General features: G+C 64.7%; 19 protein-coding genes. 14 read left to right on the forward strand and 5 right to left on the reverse strand.

All coding sequences use genetic code 11. The annotated features are described in order from the left end of the window. The first annotated feature begins 47 nt into the window (after positions 1 to 47). The 3 genes from IHE39_RS26700 (at position 48) to IHE39_RS26710 (ending at position 2841) form a co-directional block, all read left to right on the forward strand. On the forward strand, positions 48 to 1892 hold the full coding sequence (locus IHE39_RS26700; protein WP_192568627.1) for a DEAD/DEAH box helicase: 1845 nt from the start codon (positions 48 to 50) through the stop codon (positions 1890 to 1892). Positions 1893 to 2163: 271 nt separating this feature from the next. Continuing rightward, entirely contained in the window at positions 2164 to 2424 is a 261-nt protein-coding gene (locus IHE39_RS26705) for a DUF1344 domain-containing protein (RefSeq protein ID WP_192568628.1), read from the forward strand. 231 nt (positions 2425 to 2655) lie between these two features. Further along, positions 2656 to 2841 carry a DUF1059 domain-containing protein gene (locus tag IHE39_RS26710; RefSeq protein WP_115731123.1) on the forward strand — a complete coding sequence of 62 codons (186 nt, stop codon included), beginning with the start codon at positions 2656 to 2658 and terminating at the stop codon, positions 2839 to 2841. 60 nt (positions 2842 to 2901) lie between these two features. Here the strand turns inward: IHE39_RS26710 and IHE39_RS26715 are convergent, their stop codons facing one another. The 3 genes from IHE39_RS26715 to IHE39_RS26725 are packed head-to-tail and all read right to left on the reverse strand — an operon-like array spanning position 2902 to position 5431. Then, on the reverse strand, positions 2902 to 4158 hold the full coding sequence (locus tag IHE39_RS26715; protein ID WP_192568629.1) for a CCA tRNA nucleotidyltransferase: 1257 nt from the start codon (positions 4156 to 4158) through the stop codon (positions 2902 to 2904). After that, positions 4155 to 4787 (reverse strand): CoA pyrophosphatase, encoded by a 633-nt coding sequence (locus IHE39_RS26720; protein WP_192568644.1) that lies wholly within the window; start codon positions 4785 to 4787, stop codon positions 4155 to 4157. The genes IHE39_RS26715 and IHE39_RS26720 overlap by 4 nt, the downstream gene beginning before the upstream one ends. Beyond that, entirely contained in the window at positions 4787 to 5431 is a 645-nt protein-coding gene (locus IHE39_RS26725; RefSeq protein WP_192568645.1) for a DUF1285 domain-containing protein, read from the reverse strand. Before IHE39_RS26725 ends, IHE39_RS26720 begins: the two co-directional genes overlap by 1 nt. A 328-nt stretch (positions 5432 to 5759) precedes the next feature. On the opposite strand from IHE39_RS26725, the gene IHE39_RS26730 reads away from it, so the two are divergent. Genes IHE39_RS26730 through IHE39_RS26745 form a run of 4 tightly spaced genes read left to right on the forward strand, consistent with a single transcriptional unit; the run spans position 5760 to position 12583 of the window. After that, a complete protein-coding gene (locus IHE39_RS26730; RefSeq protein WP_184766805.1) occupies positions 5760 to 6764 on the forward strand; it encodes an AAA family ATPase in 1005 nt (334 codons plus the stop codon). Continuing rightward, the gene (locus tag IHE39_RS26735; protein ID WP_192568630.1) at positions 6764 to 7678 is read left to right on the forward strand and encodes a DUF58 domain-containing protein; all 915 of its coding nucleotides are present in this window, start codon (positions 6764 to 6766) and stop codon (positions 7676 to 7678) included. The genes IHE39_RS26730 and IHE39_RS26735 overlap by 1 nt, the downstream gene beginning before the upstream one ends. Next, the gene (locus tag IHE39_RS26740; RefSeq protein WP_192568631.1) at positions 7675 to 10500 is read left to right on the forward strand and encodes a DUF4159 domain-containing protein; all 2826 of its coding nucleotides are present in this window, start codon (positions 7675 to 7677) and stop codon (positions 10498 to 10500) included. The genes IHE39_RS26735 and IHE39_RS26740 overlap by 4 nt, the downstream gene beginning before the upstream one ends. A 1-nt stretch (position 10501) precedes the next feature. Further along, entirely contained in the window at positions 10502 to 12583 is a 2082-nt protein-coding gene (locus tag IHE39_RS26745; protein WP_192568632.1) for a hypothetical protein, read from the forward strand. 102 nt (positions 12584 to 12685) lie between these two features. Here the strand turns inward: IHE39_RS26745 and IHE39_RS26750 are convergent, their stop codons facing one another. Further along, positions 12686 to 12856 carry a hypothetical protein gene (locus IHE39_RS26750; RefSeq protein ID WP_184766801.1) on the reverse strand — a complete coding sequence of 57 codons (171 nt, stop codon included), beginning with the start codon at positions 12854 to 12856 and terminating at the stop codon, positions 12686 to 12688. Between the two features lie 345 nt (positions 12857 to 13201). Here IHE39_RS26750 and IHE39_RS26755 point away from each other — a divergent pair, with 345 nt between their 5' ends. From IHE39_RS26755 to IHE39_RS26775, 5 genes are all read left to right on the forward strand, one after another. After that, entirely contained in the window at positions 13202 to 13408 is a 207-nt protein-coding gene (locus tag IHE39_RS26755) for a cold-shock protein (protein ID WP_067959320.1), read from the forward strand. A gap of 130 nt (positions 13409 to 13538) precedes the next feature. Next, on the forward strand, positions 13539 to 13805 hold the full coding sequence (locus tag IHE39_RS26760; protein WP_192568633.1) for a hypothetical protein: 267 nt from the start codon (positions 13539 to 13541) through the stop codon (positions 13803 to 13805). Then, positions 13802 to 14056 (forward strand): hypothetical protein, encoded by a 255-nt coding sequence (locus IHE39_RS26765; RefSeq protein WP_184766799.1) that lies wholly within the window; start codon positions 13802 to 13804, stop codon positions 14054 to 14056. Before IHE39_RS26760 ends, IHE39_RS26765 begins: the two co-directional genes overlap by 4 nt. A gap of 30 nt (positions 14057 to 14086) precedes the next feature. Then, positions 14087 to 14227: a hypothetical protein gene (locus IHE39_RS26770; RefSeq protein WP_184766798.1), complete on the forward strand. Its 141-nt coding sequence runs from the start codon at positions 14087 to 14089 to the stop codon at positions 14225 to 14227. A gap of 29 nt (positions 14228 to 14256) precedes the next feature. After that, positions 14257 to 14487 carry a hypothetical protein gene (locus IHE39_RS26775; protein WP_184766797.1) on the forward strand — a complete coding sequence of 77 codons (231 nt, stop codon included), beginning with the start codon at positions 14257 to 14259 and terminating at the stop codon, positions 14485 to 14487. A 92-nt stretch (positions 14488 to 14579) separates the two neighbouring features. Here the strand turns inward: IHE39_RS26775 and clpS are convergent, their stop codons facing one another. Further along, complete coding sequence (gene clpS, locus IHE39_RS26780) at positions 14580 to 14885, reverse strand: ATP-dependent Clp protease adapter ClpS (protein WP_184766796.1); 306 nt, start codon at positions 14883 to 14885, stop codon at positions 14580 to 14582. Positions 14886 to 15072: 187 nt separating this feature from the next. Here clpS and IHE39_RS26785 point away from each other — a divergent pair, with 187 nt between their 5' ends. Beyond that, entirely contained in the window at positions 15073 to 15426 is a 354-nt protein-coding gene (locus IHE39_RS26785; RefSeq protein WP_184766795.1) for a DUF1428 domain-containing protein, read from the forward strand. Between the two features lie 162 nt (positions 15427 to 15588). Then, positions 15589 to 16542: a helix-turn-helix transcriptional regulator gene (locus tag IHE39_RS26790; protein WP_192568634.1), complete on the forward strand. Its 954-nt coding sequence runs from the start codon at positions 15589 to 15591 to the stop codon at positions 16540 to 16542. The last annotated feature ends 226 nt before the right edge of the window (positions 16543 to 16768 follow it).

The following is a 16768-nucleotide window of genomic DNA, read 5'->3' on the forward strand; positions in this document are numbered from 1 at the left end:
GGCCCTCGTCCTCATGTGACGGGCCTTGCTCTCATTGGAAGATTTTCGTGACGATTTTCGACAACATGGTTCCGGCGCTGGCCGGGGCGCTCGCCGCGCGTGGCTACGAAACGCTCACCCCCGTGCAGTCCTCGGTGCTGGCACCGGAGGCCGACGGCGTCGACCTTCTGGTCTCGGCGCAGACCGGCTCGGGCAAGACGGTCGCCTTCGGCATCGCGATCGCGCCGACGCTGCTTGACGGCCGCGAGCGCTTCGACCGTGCCGGCGCCCCAAGTGCCGTCATCATTGCACCGACCCGCGAGCTCGCCATCCAGGTGCGCCGCGAGTTCGAATGGCTCTATGCCGGGACCGGCGCGCGCATCGCCTCCTGCGTCGGCGGCATGGACATGAGCAAGGAACGCCGCACGCTCAACGACGGCGTCGACATCGTCGTCGGCACGCCGGGCCGCCTGCGCGACCACATCACCCGCGGCTCGCTCGACATCTCCGGCCTGCGCGCCGTGGTCCTCGACGAAGCCGACGAGATGCTCGACCTCGGCTTCCGCGAAGACCTGGAATTCATTCTGGCGGCAGCACCGCAGGAACGCCGCACGCTGTTGTTTTCGGCAACCGTGCCGCCGCAGATCGCCCAGATGGCCAAGCGCTTCCAGCGCAACGCGTTGCGCATCACCGCAGCCGGCGAAAGCCGCCAGCACGACGACATCGAATACCGCATGGTTCTTGTCGCGCCGCCGGAGCGCGAGAACGCCATCATCAACACTCTGCTGTATTTCGATGCCCAGAGCACCATGGTGTTCTGTGCGACCCGTGAAGCGGTCAAGCATTTCTCGGCCCGGCTTGCCAATCGCGGCTTTGCCGTGGTGGCACTGTCGGGTGAACTGAGCCAGGCCGAGCGCAACAACGCGCTGCAGGCGATGCGCGATGGCCGTGCCCGTGTCTGCGTTGCTACCGACGTCGCCGCCCGCGGCATCGACCTGCCCAATCTCGACCTGGTCATCCATGCCGACCTGCCAACCAACCCGGACACGCTGCTGCACCGCTCTGGCCGTACCGGCCGTGCCGGCCGCAAGGGTGTGTGCGTGCTGATCGTGCCGTTCCATCGCCGTGGCAGCGCGACCCGCCTGCTCAAGCTGGCCAAGCTTGAGGCAACGACGCAGTCGGCACCCGGACCGGCCGAGATCGACGCGCGCAACCGCGAGCGCATGCTGGCCGAACTCAACGATATCGAGGCGGCGGGTGAGGACGAGGCGGCAATCGTCGCCGAGGTCCTGGCAGCACACTCGCCCGAGACACTCGCTCTCGCCTGGCTGCGCCAGCAGATGGCATCGCGCCCGGCGGCTGAAGAGCTTTCCGATCGCCCGATCCCGGCTTTCGATGCAGCAAAGGCCGAGCGTCCCGACAACCGCTTCACCGACGGCGTGTGGTTCTCCGTCTCGGTCGGCCGCAAGCAGCGCGCCGAGCCGCGCTGGCTGCTGCCGCTGCTGTGCAAGGCGGGTCACGTGACCAAGACCGAGATCGGCTCGATCCGCATCTTCGACACCGAATCACATTTCGAAATCGTGGCCAACCGCGCCGACAACTACGCCCGCACCGTCGAACAGAACGGGTCAGGCGAAAAAGGTGTCGACATCAAGCGGCTCGCGGGCGCACCCGGCGGCGGCGACAGTGCCGGCAAGCCGAAGAAGCAGCACCGCAAGGGTCAGTACGACCCTTCCGACAAGCCGCCCTTCAAGAAGAAGGCCTTCGAGAAGAAGCCTTACGAGAAAAAGCCGTACGAAAAGAAGCCGTACGAAAACCGTGCAGGCGACAAGCCCGCTTACGACAAGCCGGCCTATGACAAGCCAGCGGGCGCGGCCAAGAAGTACAAGCCGAAGAAGAAGTTCGGCGAATAACGACGCCTGCCGGCTGCGGCTTTTGGCTGCACCGGCGTTTGCCACAATCGATGCCACAAAGCGAAAATCTGGCGTCGAATGTGGCTAAGTCGCCGTTTCGAAATATGTTTTTCGTCTAATATGCCTCCGGCGAGACAGGTCTATCTCTGTCGCCGGGGCCGGGAAACGCCGGCGGTTCGACCTCCTCGACCGCGACGCGACGTGACCGGACGGCCCTTCACCAAGGCGGGTTAGCCCCGTTCGGGCGCCCGCATTCGTCGGAGAGCATGCCATGCGCAAGCTTCTTGTTCCGGCAGCCGCTGCTGCCATTTTTGCAACCTCTGCCGTAGCCTTCGCCGCCGTCCAGCATACGGACGGGACGATCAAGACGTTCGACGCCAAGGCGATGCGCCTGACGCTCGACGACGGCACACCCTTCGTACTGTCCAAGAAGTTCAAGGATCCCGGCCTCAAGGCAGGCGAAAAGGTCTCGCTCATGTGGGACATGAGCGGCAAGAACAAGGTGGCGGAATCCGCGAAGATCATGAAATAGCGCCACACCGCGCTGGAAAGGGCGGACGAGGTTCCGCCCTTTTCCATTGATCGCGAGCGATCGGAATCATTTTTTCAACGCCCAGCCGCAATGCACTGACAAAGCGGGACTTTTTCGAAGATAAGCAGGCGGGCGATCTCAAACTGTCGGCTGGCCCACCAGCGAGCGCAACCAATCGCGTGATTGCGTGTTATAGTGCACCCCCGAAACGGACGAGGAAGGAGACATCCGATGAAGGAATTTCAATGCGGGTCGCTTGTCCCCGGCTGCCAGTGGCATACCCGCCACGAGGACGAAGCTGAAATCATTCGCCGCGTGGCCGAGCACATGCGCGAAACGCATGGCGAAACCATCATCCGCGAAACGATGATCGAAGCGATCCGTTCGCGGATCGAAAAGGTCCGCGACGCGGCCTGACCTTCTGAATCTTGCGCATAGTGCATTCCGAAAATCGACACCGATTTTCGGGCCTATGCCCTAGGCTTTCAGCCTTTCAGCGGCGCGCTCGAGCAGCGCGTCGCGCTCCAGCGCAAAACCGCTGTCGACCCACTCCCCTTCCAGAGCCTTGAGCAACGAACCGAGCGCCGCCCCCTCGACGCCGAGCGGCGAGAGGTCACCGCCGCGCAAGGGAAAATCGGGCTTGTGCCATTTGCCGGTGAAGGAAAGCAGGCGGAAATAGCCGCCCGCCTCGATCAGCGCCTTGTCGTCCTGTTCAGCCCTGCCGCGCGCCGAAGCGAGATCGAGACGCAGGCGATCGATGGTGCCCTCAACGTTGCCGCGATAGAGCCGCTTGGCCAGTTCGCCCTCGGTGACAGCAGGCTCGACCTTGGCCGTCGCCGCCCACTGGACCAGCCTGTCTGTCTCGGCATTGGCGAGCCTGAGCCGCTCGCCGAGTGTTTTCATGCGCGCCACATCCGGCGGTACGACCGATTCGAGCCGCAGCAGCGGATCGGCTTTCCAGCCGAGGTCGTTCTCCGCCCGGACCAGCGCATGGATAGCATCGATGCCCCATTTTTCGCTCTCCGGCAGCGCCGCGGTCAGAACGCCTGACTGGCGCATCCACAACAGCGCGCGCGACGGATCGGGAGCCGACAGCAGTTTCTTGAGTTCCGACCAGACACGCTCGGCCGACAGACGCGACAGACCATCCTTCAGCCGGGCACAGGCCTTGAGGCCTTCGGCGTCCGGACGGCCTTTGCCGTACCAGGCAAAGAAACGGAAAAAGCGCAGGATGCGCAGATAGTCCTCGCGGATGCGGGTTTCGGCGTCGCCGATGAAGCGCAGCGTGCGGCTTTCCAGATCGGCGATCCCACCGACCAGGTCGATCACGCTGCCGTCGGCCAGGGCGTAAAGCGCGTTGATGGTGAAGTCGCGCCGCTCTGCGTCGAGCTTCCAGTCACTGCCGAACACGACCTTGGCGCGACGGCCATCGGTCTCGACATCGGCGCGCAAGGTGGTGACTTCCAACGGCTTGCCGCCCGATATGACCGTGATGGTGCCATGCTCAGCGCCGGTGGGCACGGTCTTGAACCCGGCCGCCTCGGCCCGGCGCACAGTCTCTTCGGGCAGGTTGGTGGTGGCGATGTCGACATCGGCGACAGGCTCGCCGAGCAGCGCGTTGCGCACCGCACCGCCGGCGATGCGCGCTTCGCCGCCATCGGCATTGAGAACTGCGAGCAGCTTTTGCAGCTGCGGGTCGTTCAGCCAGCCGGCATCGGCGATCGTTACGCTCATGTGTAGAGCCTTTCATAGAGCGCGCGGATGATGCCGGCTGTGACACCCCAGATGTAGCGCTCCTCATAGGGCATGGCGTAGAAGAAGCGCTCCTTATCCTGCCAGGTGCGGCTGGCGCGGCCGTGGTTGGCCGGGTCCATCAGGAAGCCGAGCGGCACCTCGAAGACATCGTCGACCTCGCCTTCGTTGACGGTGAGCTGGAACCCAGGGCTGACGACACCGAGCACCGGTGCGATGCGATAGCCGCTGCCGGTGACATAGTCGGGCAAGCGACCGATAATTTCGATGTAGTCGGAGGTTAGCCCGATCTCCTCGACCGTCTCACGTAGCGCTGCCGCCTCGGGCGAGACATCGGTCGGGTCGATGCGCCCGCCGGGAAAGGCGATCTGGCCGGAGTGGCTTTTCAGCTTCTCGGCGCGCTTGGTCAGGATGACTGTCGAGGCGTCGCCATGGTCGACGACCGGGATCAGCACGGCGGCGTCGCGCAGCCGGTCGTGCACGAACAGCTCGCGCATATCAGGGTTGAGCACGTGATCGCCATAGTCGGCGACGGCATCGTTGAGATGCTCCTGTGCCGCGCGCTGGCGGAAATCCTGCGCCGAATAATGAGCTGTCGGGGCATGAACCATCACGCGCTCAGCCGCTCCAGCCTGTCCCAGGGCATGACAGGGTAGACCTCGCCGTTGGAGCGCACGGCAAACATGTCATTGCCTGATATGTCGATGCGTTCGCCATGTTCGACGAGTTCGTACATCACCGCCCGCGCCACCAGCGCCTCGAGCCGTCCGCGGACAAGAAGATAGGGCTTGAGGCCACCGGTTTCCGGCTCGTCGACGAAACGCAGCGGATGCTGTGGGCCAGCCTCGACGACATCGCCGACATTGGTGCGGAAGGTCAACACCTGCTCAGTGCCCGAACCCATGACATTCATCTCGACGGCGACGAAATGCGCGTCGACGACGCGGATGCCGACCCGCTCAACCGGTGTGACGAGATAGGTCTTGCCGTCTTCGTCCTTGCGCAGGACGGTCGAAAACAGCTGCACCAGCGGCATGCGGCCGATCGGCGTGCCCAAATAGAACCAGGTCCCGTCGGGGCGGATTTCCATATCGAGGTCGCCGCAGAAATCGGGATTCCAGCGTTCGACCGGTGGCAACCCCTTGCCGGCGCGGGCGGCGCGCGAAATCAGCGCCTCGAGGCCGGCCGCGTCGCCGGCACGGGTGAGCCCAAGGTCAGTTGTCGCCTCGCGGCTATGGTCGGGGTCGCCAGTCATGGTCACGAAATAGTCACTGTTGTTGCGCTTGTCAGCATAGGCAAGTGATTTAAGTTCAATGCCATGGCATCGCCAAGGTGCGAGGCCAAGGTTCGGACATGGAGATCGCGACGCCCGGGATCGTTTGACCTCTGGGGATTGGGCGGCAGGCACGTCCAGACGGACGACGCACCGGACCAAGAGGCAAATAATCCAGGTAGATTTACGAAGCGGCGCCGCGTTCGGATGGACGTGAGAGGCACGCTGTAGCATTTTGAGCGAGCGCATTGCGGTCCGAGAATCGGTTTCGATTTTCAGGATCCGGCGCCAGAAGAAGGATCCGGCCCGTATGAGCGTGATGATCAAGGAAACGGCGATGAGCGAGAGCGAGATGATCGCCGCAGCCGAACGTGCGCTTGCCGACATCGCCAAGATCCGCGCCGGCGTCGGCCGCGTCATCTTCGGTCAGGAAAGCGTCGTCGAACGCACGCTGGTGGCGCTCCTGGCCGGCGGCCATGCGCTCCTCGTCGGCGTGCCCGGCCTGGCCAAGACCAAGCTTGTCGAGACACTCGGCATCGTGCTCGGCCTCGACTCGCGCCGCATCCAGTTCACGCCCGACCTGATGCCATCCGACATCCTCGGTTCCGAGGTGATGGAGCAGGACGACCAGGGCAAGCGCTCATTCCGCTTCATCTCGGGGCCGATCTTCGCGCAATTGCTGATGGCCGACGAGATCAATCGCGCAAGCCCGCGCACGCAGTCGGCATTGCTGCAGGCGATGCAGGAATACCATGTCACCGTCGCCGGCGAGCGCCACGACCTGCCCGCCCCTTTCCATGTGCTGGCGACCCAGAACCCGCTCGAGCAGGAAGGCACCTATCCGCTGCCCGAAGCCCAGCTCGACCGCTTCCTGATGCAGGTAGACATCCTCTATCCCGAGCTCGAAGCCGAGCGACGCATCCTGTTGGAAACCACCGGCATCGAGGACGCCAAGGCACAGAACGTCCTCGACCCCGAGCGGTTGAAGGACATCCAGCATCTGATCCGGCGCATGCCGGTGCCTGAAACCGTCGTCGAGGCGATCCTCAAGCTGGTGCGCTCGGCGCGCCCCGGCCAGGGCAATGCCGAAACCGACAAGCACGTGTCGTGGGGTCCCGGCCCGCGCGCCAGCCAGGCGTTGACACTGTGCGCCAGGGCGCGCGCGCTCTATGACGGACGCCTCGCCCCGTCGATCGACGACATCCGCGCGCTGGCGGAGCCGGTGCTGCAGCACCGCATGGCGCTGACCTTCGCCGCCCGCGCCGAAGGCATGACGGTCCGCGACGTGGTGGCGCGGCTGGTCAAGGACATCTGATGGCGCGCATCGGCGAGGCATCGGCACCGGTCACGACCAGCGATGCGCTTGCCCGCGGCAGGCTGCGCGCCTCGCTGGTACCTGACCTGCTGGTCGAGGCCCGCCGCATCGTCAACACGGTGATTGCCGGCTGGCATGGCCGCAAGAAACGCGGCATCGGCGAGAATTTCTGGCAGTTCCGGCCCTATGTGCAGGGCGAGGCGATGGCCCGCATCGACTGGCGCCGCTCGGCCCGCGATGACCACACTTACGTCCGCGACCGCGAATGGGAGGCGGCGCACACAGTCTGGCTGTGGGCCGACCTGTCGCCCTCGATGCTCTACAAGTCGAAGACGGCAAGCGCGTCAAAGGAATCGCGCGCGCTGGTGCTGACATTTGCGCTGGCGGAACTTCTGTCGCGTAGCGGCGAACGCATCGCCTGGCCGGGACTGACCGATCCGTTCAGCGCCCGCAACGGCGCCGAGCGCCTGGCCTCGCATCTGGCGCAAGCTGTCTCGCTGCCGGCGAAGCCCGATCTTTCAAGCATCCGCCGCTTTTCCGACATCGTCATCATCGGCGACTTCCTCGACCCTGTCGAAGAGACGATGGCCTGGCTCGATACGCTCGCCCGCCACGGCGCGCGCGCCCATCTGATCGAGGTCGCCGACCCGGCCGAGGAGAGCTTTCCCTATGCCGGCCGCACCGAATTCACCGATCCTGAAACCGGCGAAAAGCTGACCGCCGGCCGCGCCGAGCAATTGTCGGATGCCTATCGCAACCTCTATGCCGCGCGCCGCGAGGAACTGGCAGCCTGGTGCAAGCGGCTGGGCTGGAGCTACACGGTCAACCACACCGACCGCCTCGCCTCGGACGCGCTGGTGCATGTGCATATGGCAATGACCGCCGAAGGCCACGGACCGGGAGGGCGGCGATGAGCTGGCTGCCGCTTTCGTTCGGATTTCCAGCGGTGTTGTGGGGGCTGCTGGCGCTGCCGGTCATCTGGTGGCTGCTGAGGCTGACCCCGCCCAAGCCGCAGGCCGAGATTTTTCCGCCGCTGAAGATCCTGGCGCGGGTGTTCAAGAAGGAAGAAACGCCGCATCAGAGCCCGTGGTGGCTGACGCTGCTCAGGCTGCTGATGGCGGCGCTGGTGGTGCTGGCGCTGGCCGAACCTGTGTTCAATCCGCGCGAGAAGCTGCCGACCGGCGGCGCGGCTCTGGCGCTTGTCGTCGACAATGGCTGGGCGAGCGCGCCGGACTGGAAGCGCCGGGTTGCCACTGCCGAACGGCTGATCGCCGATGCCGGTGCCGCCGGACAGCCTGTCGTGCTGGCCTTCACCGCAGAGAAGCCGAATGCCGAGATCGGTCCGTTCGACGCGCAGGCAGCGCTCGACCGGCTGCGTGCGGCCGAGCCGCGCCCGGTGCCGACCGACAGGGGGCCCGTCTACGCCCGCGTCGCCACCGTTTTGGCAACGCTGCCCGGCACGAGCATCGCCGTTCTCGACGACGGGCTGGCGGGTGCGGGCGACGAGCAGGCGTTTTCGACGCTGCTGGGGCAGAACCCGGCCAATGTGCTGTGGGCTTCGCCAGAGCGGCTCGACGCCAAGGGCCTGACGGCGGCCGAAAACGAGATGGAAGGCTTTGCGCTGACGGCGATCCGCGCGCCGGGCGACCCTGCCCCGGGTGCCGTGACCGCCGGCGCCTTCGACGACAAGGGCCGCCGCATCGCCGACGCCACGCTGACCTTTGCGCCGGGCGAGACGGTGGCGACCGGCACGATGACGGTGCCTTTCGAACTGCGCAACGATTTCGCCTCGATCGCGCTCGACGGCCAGGGCCAGGCGGGCGCGGTGCGGGTGCTCGACGACAGTGCCAAGCGCCGCCGCGTCGGCCTGCTGTCGCAGTCGGATGCCGACGACTCGCAGCCGCTGCTGGCACCGCTCTATTACATCCGCCGCGCGCTCGAACCCTTTGCCGACCTGAGTGAACCGGCGAGCTCGGACCTCGCCGAGGCGATCCCGCAGATGCTCGAGCAGAAACCGGCGATGATCGTCATGGCCGATGTCGGCACCATTCCGCCGCAAGCGCGCGAAAAGCTGCTGACCTGGCTCAAGGAGGGCGGCACGCTTGTCCGTTTCGCCGGCTCGCGCCTTGCCGCAGCCGGCAATGACGAGGAACTGCTGCCGGTGCGGCTCAGGCTCGGCGAACGTTCCCTCGGCGGCGCCTTGTCGTGGACAGCACCTCAGCCGGTGTCGGATTTCCCCGGAACCGGTCCGTTTGCCGACCTTTCGCCGCCCAACGAGGTAACGGTGAGCAAGCAGGTGCTGGCCGAGCCAACACCTGACCTTGCTGCCAGCACCTGGGCCAATCTCGCCGACGGCACGCCGCTGGTGACAGGTGCCCGGCGCGGCAAGGGAACGCTGGTGCTGTTTCATATCGCGCCACAGGCGACATGGTCGAACCTGCCGATCTCGGGCAGCTTCGTTGAAATGCTGCGCCGCATCGTGCAGCTGTCGCGCAACCAGGGCGCGGCGAATGCCAGTGTTGAAGGCCAACCGGCGTCGCTGGCGCCCTACCGCATGATTTCGGCGGAGGGACGCATCGTGCCGCCGACGCCGGATGCCCGGCCGCTGCTTGCAAGTGCGGCCGCCCTGCCGGTGACGCTTGAAAACCCTCCCGGCCTGTATGGCGGCGAGGAAGGCGTGCTTGCCCACAACCTGCTCAACGCCGACAGCGCGCTCGTGCCGCTGGTGCGGCCGCAGATTTCTGCTCCGGTGACCGATATACGCTACGCTTTTGACGAATCGCGCGACCTGAAAGGCTCGCTTGTGGCAGCAGCTCTGGCATTGATGGCGCTCGACACCCTCGCCGTGCTGTGGATGGGCGGCATGTTCTCGCGCCTCGGCGGCCGACGCGCCCGCATGACGGGCACCGCAGCCTCGGTGATGCTCTGCCTCGGGATGCTGCTGTCGCAGACGGATCACGTCAGAGCCGATGACGCCAAGCCGGGCGACATCGAGGCGGTGGAAGCGATATCGCGCACCCGCGTCGCCTATGTGTTGACCGGCGAAGCTTCGGTCGACGCGATCAGCCGCGCCGGCATCGCCGGGCTGACCAAGTTCCTGATCGAAAAGACCGCGCTCGAACCGGGCGAGCCGGCCGGCGTCGACATCGCCAAGGACGAGCTTGCCTTCTACCCGTTGATCTACTGGCCGATCGACCCGGTGGCCGCGATGCCGAGCGAGGCGGCGATCGCCCGCGTCGACGCCTATATGAAGCAAGGCGGCACGGTACTGTTCGACACTCGCGACCAGTTTGCCAACGGCATTGGCGCCGATGCCGCGAGCCCCGCCACCGAGCGGCTGCGCGACATCCTCTCCAGCCTCAACGTGCCCCCGCTCGAGCCGGTGCCGGCCGACCACGTGCTGACCAAGGCGTTCTTCATCCTTCCAGAGTTCCCCGGACGCTTCAACGGCAGCCCGCTTTGGGTCGAGGCTTCGCTTGAAGCGTCGAACGCCGAGGGCCGGCCGGTGCGGACCGGCGACGGCGTGACCCCGATCATGATCACCGCCAACGATTTCGCCGGGGCCTGGGCCATCGACGAGAACGGCGAGGCGATGCTGCCGACGGTGCCTTCGGATCCGATGCAGCGCGTCTACGCCCTGCGCGCCGGTGTCAACATCATGATGTACATGCTGACCGGCAACTACAAATCCGACCAGGTACACGTGCCCGTGCTGCTCGAACGGCTGGGGCAATAGCATGAACTGGTCCGTCGCCTTCGAACCCCTGCTGTCATGGCCGCTGTTGGCCGCGCTGCTGGTACCCCTTGTCTTGCTGGCGGTTGTCGGCCTGTGGTTTCGCCAGCGCGGCGCCTGGCTGCGGCTTGTGGCGCTTGGCGCGCTGGGGTTGGCGCTCGCCAACCCGGTGATCCTCGACGAGGAGCGCGAGCCGCTGAAAAGCGTAGTTGCCATCGTCGTCGACCGCAGCCAGAGCCAGGACATCGGCGACCGCACCGCCCAGACCAATGCTGCGGTCGAGGGCCTCAAGGAGCGGCTGGCGCGCTTCCGGCAGTTCGAGGTGCGGGTGGTCGAGGCTGGCCGTGCCGACGCCGCCGACGACCGCACCGAAACGCGGCTGTTTGCGGCACTCGAAAGCGCGTTTCGCGACGTGCCGCCATCGCGTATCGGCGGAGCCGTTATGGTCACCGACGGTCAGGTGCATGATGTGCCGGGTGCCTCCGCGATTACCGGCCCCCTGCATGCGCTGATTACCGGCGAGGAGGACGAACGCGACCGCCGCATCCGCTTTGAAAGCGCGCCGCGCTTCGGTATCGTCGGCAAGCCGCTCGACATGACCTACCGGGTGATCGACACCGGCGGCGAGGCCGGATCGGTCGACGTGCGTGTCTCGATCAACGGCAATCAGGTGTCGGTGCAGCGTGCTTTCATCGGCCAGGAAATGTCGCTGCAGATCACCATTCCGAGTGCCGGGCGCAACATCGTCGAGCTTTCGATCGATCGCGTTCCAGGCGAACTGACCGACACCAACAACCGCGCCATCGCCCTTGTCGACGGCATCCGCGAGAATCTGCGCGTGCTACTGGTGTCAGGTGAACCGCATGCCGGCGAACGCACCTGGCGCAACCTGCTGAAGTCGGACGCTTCGGTCGACCTGGTGCATTTCACCATCCTGCGGCCACCGGAGAAGCAGGATGGCACGCCGATCAACGAGCTGTCGCTGATTGCGTTTCCGACGCGCGAGCTGTTTGTCGAGCGCATCAACGACTTCGACCTGATCATCTTCGACCGCTACCAGCACCGCGACGTGCTGCCGATCCTCTATTACGACTACATCGCCGAATATGTCGAAAAGGGCGGCGCGCTGCTGATCGCCGCCGGGCCGGAATATGCCGGCGAGCAGTCGATCGCCAACACGCCACTGATCTCCGCCCTGCCCGCCATGCCCAATGGCGACGTCATCGAAAAGGCGTTCTATCCGCGCCTGACCGATCTCGGCCAACGCCATCCGGTGACGCGTGGTCTAGAAGGCTCGGCCCAGGAGCCGCCACGCTGGAGCCGCTGGTTCCGCCAAATCGGCATCGAGCAGCCGGAAGGCGAGGTCGTGATGAAGGGTGCGGACGACAGGCCGCTGCTGCTGCTCGACCGCAAGGGCGAAGGCCGTGTCGGCATGTTCCTGTCCGACCAGGGCTGGCTGTGGGCGCGCGGCTACGAGGGCGGCGGACCGCATGTCTCACTGTACCGCCGCATCGCGCACTGGCTGATGAAGGAGCCCGAACTCGAGGAAGAACGCCTGACCGCCGACGGCCGCGGCATGGTGCTCGACATCCGCCGCCAGACCATGCGCGACGAAGCCGGGCCGGCCCGCATCATCACGCCATCTGGCAAGACGCTCGACGTGCAGCTGAACAAGAGCGAGCCCGGCATCTTCACCGGCAGCGTCGAAACCAGCGAAATCGGCCTCTACCAGGTCGGCAATGGCGATCTGACCGCGCTCGCCCATGTCGGGCCGGTCAACGCGCCTGAATTCGCCGACGTGGTGTCGACGGAGAATGTGCTGCGCCCGGCGACCGAGGCAACCGGCGGCGACGTGCGCCGCCTCGCCGCTACAGGCATCACGGCTCTGGCCAACGACATCTCGCTGCCAAGCGTCGTGCCGGTGCGTGGCAACGCCGAGGCCTCCGGCCGCGACTGGCTCGGCTTCCGCACCACTGACGACAGCGTGCTGAAGTCGGTGTCGCGCGTGCCGCTGTTCGGCGGCTTCCTCGGCCTCGGCCTGCTGCTGCTGGCGCTCGGCGCGATGTGGTACCGCGAGGGGCGGTAGTTCATTTACGGTTGAATGGGGCGCTGTCGCTGCTGCTAAAGCAAAATCCCGAAAAACGGCTGCCGCTTTTCGGGATATTGTTCCAGCGCCGCTCGAAGTCCGTCAACGCAGACGGTTGTCTTCCATCATTTGCAGCTCTCGGCGTCGCGAGCCGTCGCTGTCGGCAAGCCGCAGGCGCGCGATTTCGTCCTTGCGCGCGGTCAGCTTGACCGGCTTGACCAGCGTTACAGGCAACTTGACGGCTGAGGTCTTCGGCCTTCTCGTGAATATCATGGCTTTGTCCTCGCATGGGAAATGCAGTCCGTCGCGAAGAACCAAACGGTCCTGCGGATAAGCAACTGCCAATTGTCTGCTAGTGCTGAAACCGTATCAGCATTCCATGACCGCTGCTAGACGGGCACGATCCAAAATAAAAATCGGAATAAAACGTGGCCTGTAAAAAGCACCTTACATAAACCGCAATTAGAGGTTACTAGTAACGTATCGTTTTTTGGGCCAAGCTTGGCTATCGCGGAGTCAGAGGTTCTCGACCCGCCAAACTCATTCCAAATCGTCGATCTTTTTGATGTGCGGCAATACTTGCCGCGCGACGACTTTTCTCATTCGAAAGATACTCACATGAACACTGGAACCGTAAAGTTCTACAACGGCCAGAAGGGTTTTGGCTTCATCGAGCAGGCCGGCGGCGGCAAGGACGTGTTCGTCCACGTCAGCGCGCTTGAGCGTGCAGGCTTCTCCGGCCTCGCCGAAGGCCAGAAGCTGAATTTCGAGCTTGAGCGCGACAACAAGGGCCGCGAGTCGGCCACCAATCTTCAGCTGCTCTGATTTCATTTGATCGGATCGACGGACGCTGACCACGGATGTACTGGTAGCGTCTATCCGGTCTGTTTCGAGCGGGTTTGAAGTGAGGAAAGCGGGGCATTGCTCCGCTTTTCGTTCATTTCGGGAGGTATTGATGACCGGGCGTACCAAACGTTCAACCGTCCACTTCGACAGGCCGTTCGCCTTGCGCGGGATTGAAGAGACCCAGCCGGCAGGCGACTACGACATCGATCAGGACGAGGAACTGATCGACGGCATCTCGTGGATCGCCTACCGCCGCGTCGCCACCTACATCCACCTGCCCGCGCGCTCTTCCAACCTGCTGACCAGCCAGGTTCTCGCCATCGACTATGCCGAACTCGAAGCCGCGTTGCGGCAGGACCAGGAAAAGGCCGCATGATCAGGTTCACAAAAGGGCCGGCGTCGGCCCCACGCGTGGAAAAGCCGTCGCATCGCTTCGCCATCGGCCAGATGGTGCGGATCAAAAGCCGGATCGGCATGGCCGTGAAGGACGTGGAAACCTTCCACGTCAAGGCAACGCTGCCGGCCAAGGACGGCTCGCCGCAATACCGCATCCGCAGTGACCGCGAAAACCACGAACGGGTCACCACGGAAGACAATCTCGAGGGGGTCGAAACGGTGGCCGAATAGGCCTCGTTTCTCAACAGGAAGGACACGACCATGGCCAAAGGCCAGCAACGCAGCAACCGCGAAACCAGGAAGCCCAAGAAGGAAAAGGTCGAGGTGAAAGCCGCTTCCGCCTTCGGCTCGCAGGTCAAGCAGGCCGAGACTTCTTCTTACAAGGGCAAGCCGAAAGGCTGATCTGTCCGCACGGGCGCCTGGAGGCGGATGTGAATTTCGTCATCGAATTCTATCGCCTGCGCGAACAAGACGGCGCCCACGCCACGCTCGATCGTGTTTCGCTCGAAGCGCTGGATCTCAGGGCGGCCGTCGAACTCGCCGGCTCGCTTTTCCACACGCTCGCCATGCCGCAGGTTCCGGACCAGGTCCGTGTCTGCGACAGGGCGGGACGCGAACTTTACGCCGGCCCGGCCTCGGGCACGGAGCCGGCAACGCCCTAGGCGCGCAAGCCTGCGGGCGCCCTGCCCTACGCTTCAGCTCGTAACGGGCATTGCTCGAAATCCAGTTTGGTGGTCGCTAAGCGGCGCACGCCTCACTCCTCCGGTTCCGTCGTGAACTGCAGCGGATAACCCTTGGCCTTGCCGGCCTCGGTGGCGCGGGTGGCCTTGGTCTCGGCGACATCCCTGGTGAACACGGCAACAACGCAGACACCGCGTTGGTGGGCGGTGATCATCACCCGGTAGGCCTGATCCTCCGACATGTGAAACTCGCCCTTGAGCACCGTGACGACGAAGTCGCGCGGCGTGAAGTCGTCATTGACGAGGATGACCTTGTGCAGCTTCGGCCGCTCGGTCTTGGGTCGGAGTTTGGTGCGTGGAACCGCTCTCGTCTCGGGCATGGCAATTTCGCCTCATGCTCACGTTGTCGCAGTATGAGGTCGATCAAGGCGCGCCGCAACGATTTCGGAACCGGCGCCCTCCCCGGCCATTGTGTCCGGGAGGACGCCTGCAAGAAATCTTGACCGCTTTGTAGGATCAGCCGGCCGTCATTCGTCCTTGCAACGTCACAACACGAGGAGAAGAAGCATGTCTTATGTCGATGGGTTCCTGCTCGCAGTGCCGAAAGGCAAAATCGAAGCCTACAAGGAGATGGCGCGCCTCGGGAGCGAGGTCTGGAAGGACCACGGTGCAATCGCCTATGTCGAGTGCCTGGCCGACGACGTGCCCTATGGCGAAGTCACCTCTTTTCCCCGGGCGGTACAGGCCACGGACGACGAGATTGTCGTCTTCTCATGGATCGTCTACCGCTCGCGCGAGGAACGCGACGAGATCATGAAGAAGGTGATGGCCGACCCGCGCCTGGAGGGCGATCCGGCGTCATGGCCGTTCGACGGCAAGCGCATGATCTATGGCGGCTTCAAGCCGTTCATCGAAATCTGATCGCGGCTGTAGCAATGGCGGTTGCTGGCAGGTACCGGCGGCCGCCTTCTTGACCACAACAACCGTTCCGTGAATAAGGATGCGACAACCCGCATAGGCTGAACATGCAACCCACTTCCCGCATAGGTAGCCGGCGGGTGCATTCTGAGACGGAACCGTTCGATGCAGCGCTTGTCGACTTACGACGTACCACCGCGCGACCGCCTGGCTTACTTGCACGATTTCGTTGCCCGCCATGTTGCCGGCCTGCGCTTCCGGCCTGAAGACGCCGACAGCTTCGCCTTCAACCTGTCGGCCTATTTTCTCGACGGTCGTACGACGGTGGGCACCGCCTGCTATTCGGCGGTACTAGGTGAACGCCCCAAGGATCTGTTGGCGGCGGACGGCCGGCAGGACTACCTGATGACCATCCACACCTCCGACTACGAGGTGGCCATGGAAGGTAAGAGCCCGCTCCTCATCAAGGCCGGTGACATCACCCTCGTCAACGAGGCCTCCGCCATGGCCTTTGCCTTGCCCGCGACATTGCTCAAGGTGGTGTCGTTCGAAGAGGCACGGCTGGCGGCTCTTGCGCCGCGGGTACGAATGGGCGCGCTCCACCACATATCGGCGAGTGCCGCGGGCGTAGGCCTGCTGTCAGGCTATGCCGACCTGCTGCGGACGACGGCACCAGACGGCGAGGCCGGGTGTCGGCTGGCCGGCAGCCACCTCTACGATCTTGCCGCATTGGTGATTCATGGCGGCAGCGCTGATACTGCCGAGCAGGCGCGGCCGAGCCTGGGCGCGGCACGGCTCGAACTGGTCAAGGCCGAGATGCTGCGCAAGTTAACCGACCCAGAGCTCAGCGTGGGTGCCATTGCCCGACGCCAAGGCATCACGCCACGCTACATCCAGCGCCTGTTCGAGCAGGAAGGGCTGACCTTCTCCGAATTCCTGCGTGACGCTCGGCTCGACCTCGCCCGCAAGTCACTCGACGCGCCCGGCGCTGCAACGGTGTCGGCGATCGCCTTCGATGCGGGCTTCAACGACCTGTCGCATTTCAACCGCGTCTTCCGCCAGCGCTTCGGCGCCACGCCGACCGAGATCAAGGCCGCGGCGCTGCGTCGCTGCCAGTAACCGCAACCAACCGCAACCTCAGTTCGCTCCAGTCCGCGTCTGTGCGCCCCACGCCAAGACGACCGCCTTTGCGCCGTCGTAAAGCAGCGTCGTGGCGGACCGATGCATCCGACGGGCGGGGGCGCTCTTCGAAGGCATGCGAGGCCGGCCATCGCCGGACCGTCGACTGGGCAGAGTCGACGGTCCGCGCATGGCCCGCCCTACGGAGTTCGCGCCTTCTCCAGCG

It is taken from the genome of Aminobacter carboxidus, from assembly GCF_014863355.1.
GTDB lineage: Bacteria > Pseudomonadota > Alphaproteobacteria > Rhizobiales > Rhizobiaceae > Aminobacter > Aminobacter carboxidus.

What these genes read in the sequence shown, in the direction of transcription:
- IHE39_RS26705 (WP_192568628.1), top strand. Translation starts at nt 2,164, where the DNA reads ATGCGCAAGCTTCTTGTTCCGGCAGCCGCTGCTGCCATTTTTGCAACC.
- IHE39_RS26710 (WP_115731123.1), top strand. Translation starts at nt 2,656, where the DNA reads ATGAAGGAATTTCAATGCGGGTCGCTTGTCCCCGGCTGCCAGTGGCAT.
- IHE39_RS26715 (WP_192568629.1), bottom strand. Translation starts at nt 4,158, where the DNA reads ATGAGCGTAACGATCGCCGATGCCGGCTGGCTGAACGACCCGCAGCTG.
- IHE39_RS26720 (WP_192568644.1), bottom strand. Translation starts at nt 4,787, where the DNA reads ATGGTTCATGCCCCGACAGCTCATTATTCGGCGCAGGATTTCCGCCAG.
- IHE39_RS26725 (WP_192568645.1), bottom strand. Translation starts at nt 5,431, where the DNA reads ATGACTGGCGACCCCGACCATAGCCGCGAGGCGACAACTGACCTTGGG.
- IHE39_RS26730 (WP_184766805.1), top strand. Translation starts at nt 5,760, where the DNA reads ATGAGCGTGATGATCAAGGAAACGGCGATGAGCGAGAGCGAGATGATC.
- IHE39_RS26735 (WP_192568630.1), top strand. Translation starts at nt 6,764, where the DNA reads ATGGCGCGCATCGGCGAGGCATCGGCACCGGTCACGACCAGCGATGCG.
- IHE39_RS26740 (WP_192568631.1), top strand. Translation starts at nt 7,675, where the DNA reads ATGAGCTGGCTGCCGCTTTCGTTCGGATTTCCAGCGGTGTTGTGGGGG.
- IHE39_RS26745 (WP_192568632.1), top strand. Translation starts at nt 10,502, where the DNA reads ATGAACTGGTCCGTCGCCTTCGAACCCCTGCTGTCATGGCCGCTGTTG.
- IHE39_RS26750 (WP_184766801.1), bottom strand. Translation starts at nt 12,856, where the DNA reads ATGATATTCACGAGAAGGCCGAAGACCTCAGCCGTCAAGTTGCCTGTA.
- IHE39_RS26755 (WP_067959320.1), top strand. Translation starts at nt 13,202, where the DNA reads ATGAACACTGGAACCGTAAAGTTCTACAACGGCCAGAAGGGTTTTGGC.
- IHE39_RS26760 (WP_192568633.1), top strand. Translation starts at nt 13,539, where the DNA reads ATGACCGGGCGTACCAAACGTTCAACCGTCCACTTCGACAGGCCGTTC.
- IHE39_RS26765 (WP_184766799.1), top strand. Translation starts at nt 13,802, where the DNA reads ATGATCAGGTTCACAAAAGGGCCGGCGTCGGCCCCACGCGTGGAAAAG.
- IHE39_RS26770 (WP_184766798.1), top strand. Translation starts at nt 14,087, where the DNA reads ATGGCCAAAGGCCAGCAACGCAGCAACCGCGAAACCAGGAAGCCCAAG.
- clpS (WP_184766796.1), bottom strand. Translation starts at nt 14,885, where the DNA reads ATGCCCGAGACGAGAGCGGTTCCACGCACCAAACTCCGACCCAAGACC.
- IHE39_RS26785 (WP_184766795.1), top strand. Translation starts at nt 15,073, where the DNA reads ATGTCTTATGTCGATGGGTTCCTGCTCGCAGTGCCGAAAGGCAAAATC.
- IHE39_RS26790 (WP_192568634.1), top strand. Translation starts at nt 15,589, where the DNA reads ATGCAGCGCTTGTCGACTTACGACGTACCACCGCGCGACCGCCTGGCT.